The following is a 3,243-nucleotide window of genomic DNA, read 5'->3' as shown; positions in this document are numbered from 1 at the left end:
GCCAAACGGTAGCAGGCGATCGTGTCTGCGGAAAGTCCTGACATCTGAAGCGATTCGGTCAATCGCTTCTGGCTGAGCTTCCGCAGCAAGCCCCAGTCGGTGCGGCTGTCTGCTTCTCGCTGCTGGCGCAGCATATCGCGCATAACATTGCCAAAACACAAGCTGGCATAGGTTCTCAGGCTGGCAGCTTGATGGGGGCTGTAGCCGCTGAGGACAGTAGGCACCTCGACGATCGCTCGCTGAAAACAGTCCGATACTCTGTACTGCACGCCCGTCTGGCGACTAGTCATCCGCTGCGCTGCCCAATAGCACGGCTCTTGCAAATAGGCGGATAAATGCTGCTCCGCGATGCTTTTCGGCTGTTGTTGCCAGTGCTTGTACCAGTAGAGCACCCAGTAGTCATCTGAAACGCGTGTTTCTAGCTGCTTTAAGCAGCACAGCATATTCTGCCGCAGTGTCCGATCGCTTCCCCAACGACTAAAGCGGTCATCTACAAACTCAATAAAGGTAGAAAACAACTCCGTAACGCTCTGTCGAGGATTCATACCGGGGCATCCGATCAGACTAGATGCGATATTAGCCGTTTCTCAGCCGTTTTGGAGAGGATATCAATTCGGAATTCGGAATTCGCAATTCGGAATTGTAAACGCTCGATTTTGTCAACGGTTCAGTCGCTTGATCGGTCGCTGAGATTTAGAGAACTTAGGAAGGCTGTCGCGATCGTAGGGTTCTATCGTCGAAACCAAAACAGTGGCGATCGCGGCGATGGCTAAGCGATCGACAACCTGTGCCGTTGTGTAGATCTCCCACCAGAGACTAATCTGCTAGGTTTGTTCCGTGCTGCATCTGTTTCGCGGATTTGCTCTCACTCCCCCCATTCGTTGCTGCTAGCAGAGGGTCACGCGGATGACACAAGCCACTCGATCGAACTTTGTTAAACCTCAGGCAACTAAGCCTGTTTGCAATCGAATCGCCGTCGTTTTTGACTTTGACGACACGCTGGCTCCGGATAGTTTTGACGCCCTAATCGAAAGCTTGGGCTGGACCGTCAGCGAGTTTCGCCAACAGCGTGTGCGACCGCTTATGGATGACGGTTGGGATGCTGTAGCAGCTAGGTTTTACAGCTTGATTGATGAGTCGAATCGTCGCCCCGCAGACAATCGAATCACTAAAGAGTACCTGATCCAGTTTGGGCAAAGTCTCCAGCCGTTTGATGGCGTTAGCGAGATGTTCGATCGCCTGCATCGACGGGTGCATGACCTCAACCCAAGCATTGAGCTAGAGTTCTACATCATTACGGGTGGATTTGAGGAAGTTGTCAGCCACACCTCCATCGCTCCTTACCTAACAAAAATGTGGGGCTGCAAATTCCACTTCAACGAGCGTGATGAAATAGCGTTCATTAAACGCAGCATTAGCCACACGGAGAAAACCCGCTATCTGATGCAAATCGCTAGCGGCAGCGACAATGTTGAGGAGAACGGGCGATCGTTTGCCTACCGAGACGTGCCCGAAGAAGAACTGCACGTGCCTTTGGCGCAGATGATTTATGTGGGCGATGGGGCGTCGGATATTCCCTGCTTCTCAGTGCTGAACGACGAGGGTGGCATTACGATCGGCGTCTACAAAAGTCGGACTGCAGAGGAGTGGACGCAGCAAATCCAGGTGAGTGAAAGCCAGCGCGTCATCAATTTGGCTCCAGCCGACTATCAGGAAGACTCGGAGCTAATGCAGTCGCTGACGCTGGCGATCGAGAGCCTCTGCAAGCAAATCAGTCTACGACAACTCAGCGTGAGTGAATAAATCCATGAGCCAGCGCAATTCGCAAAATCTACAACAGCCCGTTCGGCAAGTCGCGTCCCAACCCTGGTTTGAGCGGCTAGCCCGACTCGGCTACGCGGCAAAGGGAGTGGTCTACTTTGTTGTGGGGCTGCTGGCAGCCCAAGCTGCCCTAGGTGCAGGGGGCAAAACGACCGATACCAGCGGGGCACTAGAGGAAATTGTGACGCAGCCGTTTGGCAAGTTTCTGCTGAGTCTTGTAACCGTTGGCATTATTGGTTATGTCCTGTGGCGGGTGGTTCAGACTGTGCTTGACCCAGAACATGCCCACCAGAAAACTGACGCAAAGCGGATTGCCCAGCGAATTGGCTACGGCATTAGCGCGCTGGGATATGCAGGATTGGCGCTGACCGCCGTGAAGCTGATCATGGGTTCGGGAGGCGAATCGGGCAACGCAACGCAAGACTGGACTGCCCGATTTCTGGCACAGCCATTTGGACAATGGCTCGTTGGGCTAGCCGGGGCGATCGTCATTGGAGTCGGGATCTCCTATCTCTACGAGGCGTACAAAGGGAAGTTTCAGCGCAGCTTCAATCTCAACCAAATGAGCGACACCGAGCGAACGTGGGCGAAGCGTCTGGGGCAGTTTGGCATTGCGGCTCGTGGCATCGTGTTTGGCATCATTGGTATTTTCCTGGTGCAAGCGGCACGGCGATCGGATGCTCGACAAGCGAAAGGTTTGGGCGAAGCGCTGGCAACTTTGGCACAGCAACCCTTCGGACCCTGGCTGCTGGGTGTGGTGGCTCTGGGGTTAATCGCTTACAGCATCTACTCGCTGGTGGAAGCGCGCTATCGGCGCATGACAACTTAATTAACCACCCTTCACCGACTGCTGGAAGCCCGTAAGCCAATGCGGTTTCCCAGCGCAAGACGCCCCACCAGCGCGGTCCAGCCTGTCTGATGGCTTGCTCCCAGTCCTCGTCCCGTCTCTGCATCAAAATACTCGTTGAACAGCGTTAAGCCTTGCCAGTGGCGATCGACGTGGTAGCGTGCCTCATCGCCCTGCCAGGGGCAGCGACCCGACTCATCGGGCACAAAGATACGACCCAACCGCAGACTGATCTCTTGTGCCACCTGCTGCAAATTCATCTGGCAGCCCGATCCAGTCGGGCATTCGACTTGCAGCGTGTCTCCATAAAAGTGGTGATAGCGCTCTAGTGCTTCGATCAGCAGGTAGTTAAGCGGAAACCAAATCGGACCGCGCCAGTTCGAGTTGCCGCCGAACATGGCATTCGTCGATTCACCCGGCGCGTACTCAATCCAGTAATCTTGCTCACCAATTTGCAGCGAATAGGGATGCTGCTGGTGCGTCTTCGAGAGCGATCGAATGCCGTAGGGCGAAAGAAACTCCGTCTCATCCAGCAGGTAGCGGAGAATCTGTTCCAGACGCTCGCGGGTTGGAAC

At 54.6% G+C, this 3,243-nt stretch carries 2 protein-coding genes and 2 pseudogenes; 2 read left to right on the top strand and 2 right to left on the bottom strand.

The annotated features are described in order from the left end of the window. Positions 1-545 (bottom strand): annotated as a pseudogene (locus H6F43_RS01910) (sigma-70 family RNA polymerase sigma factor); the annotation flags it as partial. A 361-nt stretch (positions 546-906) separates the two neighbouring features. Between H6F43_RS01910 and H6F43_RS01905 the strand changes: the two are divergent. Next, positions 907-1,803, top strand: coding sequence for an HAD family hydrolase (locus H6F43_RS01905; protein WP_190340327.1), 897 nt, complete (start codon positions 907-909; stop codon positions 1,801-1,803). 4 nt (positions 1,804-1,807) lie between these two features. Next, the gene (locus tag H6F43_RS01900) at positions 1,808-2,650 is read left to right on the top strand and encodes a DUF1206 domain-containing protein (RefSeq protein ID WP_190340326.1); all 843 of its coding nucleotides are present in this window, start codon (positions 1,808-1,810) and stop codon (positions 2,648-2,650) included. Between the two features lie 11 nt (positions 2,651-2,661). Here the strand turns inward: H6F43_RS01900 and H6F43_RS01895 are convergent. Then, positions 2,662-3,243, bottom strand: a pseudogene (locus H6F43_RS01895) (glucosidase); the annotation flags it as partial.

The organism is Leptolyngbya sp. FACHB-36, from assembly GCF_014695955.1.
Lineage (GTDB): Bacteria > Cyanobacteriota > Cyanobacteriia > Leptolyngbyales > Leptolyngbyaceae > FACHB-36.
Note: the sequence above shows the minus strand (reverse complement) of the source record. Positions and strands in the feature narration are given on the sequence as shown.

What these genes read in the sequence shown, in the direction of transcription:
- H6F43_RS01905 (WP_190340327.1), top strand. Translation starts at nt 907, where the DNA reads ATGACACAAGCCACTCGATCGAACTTTGTTAAACCTCAGGCAACTAAG.
- H6F43_RS01900 (WP_190340326.1), top strand. Translation starts at nt 1,808, where the DNA reads ATGAGCCAGCGCAATTCGCAAAATCTACAACAGCCCGTTCGGCAAGTC.